Source organism: Variovorax sp. P4_D9, from assembly GCF_056401695.1.
Genome location: NZ_JBFUIU010001375.1, coordinates 1 through 1,554 on the forward strand (window position 1 = coordinate 1; position 1,554 = coordinate 1,554).

Annotated in this window: 1 protein-coding gene; it reads left to right on the plus strand. The window is 73.5% G+C overall.

Going from position 1 to position 1,554, the window contains the following annotated elements; translation table 11 throughout:
• A partial coding sequence (locus AC1DY5_RS55105) for a DUF349 domain-containing protein (RefSeq protein WP_478122610.1) occupies positions 1-1,554 on the plus strand: 1,554 nt, incomplete at both ends.

Sequence of the window (1,554 nt, forward strand, 5' to 3'; positions counted from 1 at the left end):
CCGCCGCGCCGCTGCCGCCGGTGCCGGTCTGGGCCGACGAGTTGCGGGTGGCGCGAGGCGGCACGCCCGAGGCCGCACCGGCTGCGCCGCCCAAGCCGGCCGCGCCCAAGGTCGATCCCGAAAAGCGCGCCCTGGCGCAGGACGCCGTCCAGGGCGCGCTCGCCAAGCTCGAGCAGGAAACCGCGGAGGGCCATGGCAAGGCCAGTGCTGGTGCCGCAGCCGCGTTGCGCGCGGTGCTCAAGGAGCACGGCAAGCTGGTCGAGCCACCGCTCGAGGCCCGGGTCCATGCGGCGCTGGTGGCGGCGGGCGAGCTCGAAGGCTGGCAGCGCTGGAGCGCCGACAAGGTGCGCGAAGACCTGGTTGCCAAGGCCGAGGGCCTGCTCAAGCGGCCCGAGGGCCAGGCACTGGGCGGCCGCAAGATGCAGGAAACCCTGCGCGCCCTGCGCGAGCAATGGAAGCAGGCCGACCAAGGCGGCGTGCCCAATCACGCCCTCTGGAAGCGTTTCGACGAAGCCTGTAACGAAGCCCACAAGGTGGTCGAGGCCTGGCTCGAGAAGGTTCGCGCCGATGCGGCCGAGCACCGTGCGCTGCGCGCCGCGCTGATCGAGGAGGTCAAGGCCTGGGCGGCCGAAAATGCCCAGGCAACCGACCTGAAGGCGCACAACCGCGCACTGCACCAGTTCGCCGATCGCTGGCGCGACGCCGGCCATGTCGGCGAAAAGGTGTTCGCCGAACTGCAGGCGCAATGGAACGAGGCCTTCGGCGCCGCCCGTGCGCCCTTCGAGGCGGCGCAGAAGGCCAGTGTCGAGCGTCGCCAGGCGATGATCGCCGAGGCCGCCGAACTCGGTGCTGCGCCTATGCTGCGGATCGACGCCGTCAAGGCGCTCCAGCAGCGCTGGCAGCAGGAGGCGCAAATGGTGCCGCTCGACCGTCGCCACGAGCAGAAGCTCTGGGACGCTTTCCGGGCCCCGATCGACGAGGCCTTCAACCGCAAGACGGCCGAGCGCGAGAAGGCTTCGGCCGCGATGAGMGAACATGATCGCCATGTTTTGAACGCCTCCAAGGCGCTCGAGGCCGCCAACAGCACCGGCGACGCCCAGAAGATCCGCGCTGCGGTGGCACAGCTCGAAGCCGCGTTGCGCGGCGAAGCCCCGCCGCCGACACCGCCGGCTGCCGCACCGGTCCAGGGCGCGAGCGCCGACGGTCCCGCGGTGGGCGCGACCGAGGTGGTGGCGCCAGGCCAGGCGGCGGCCGAATTCGGCGAGAGCGCCGAGCAGGCGCCAGGGCCGGAGGACGCCGAGGCATTGCCGGCCGCCGAGCACGCCGATGCGCCCGCCGTCGACGGCCTGGTGGCGCCGGCCGACGGCGCCGATCCCTCGGCCCGCTCCGATGCTGAGGCCGCAGCACCCGCGGCACCGCCGAAGCCGGCTCCCAAGCCGGTGATCGCGGTGCGCGGCGACGACCGCCCCGGCAACCGGAAGGCCGACGCCGTGCCCGCCGGGCGGGGCGGCAAGTTCGGCGAGCGTCGAGATGCCCGCGGACCGGGCGGCCCCG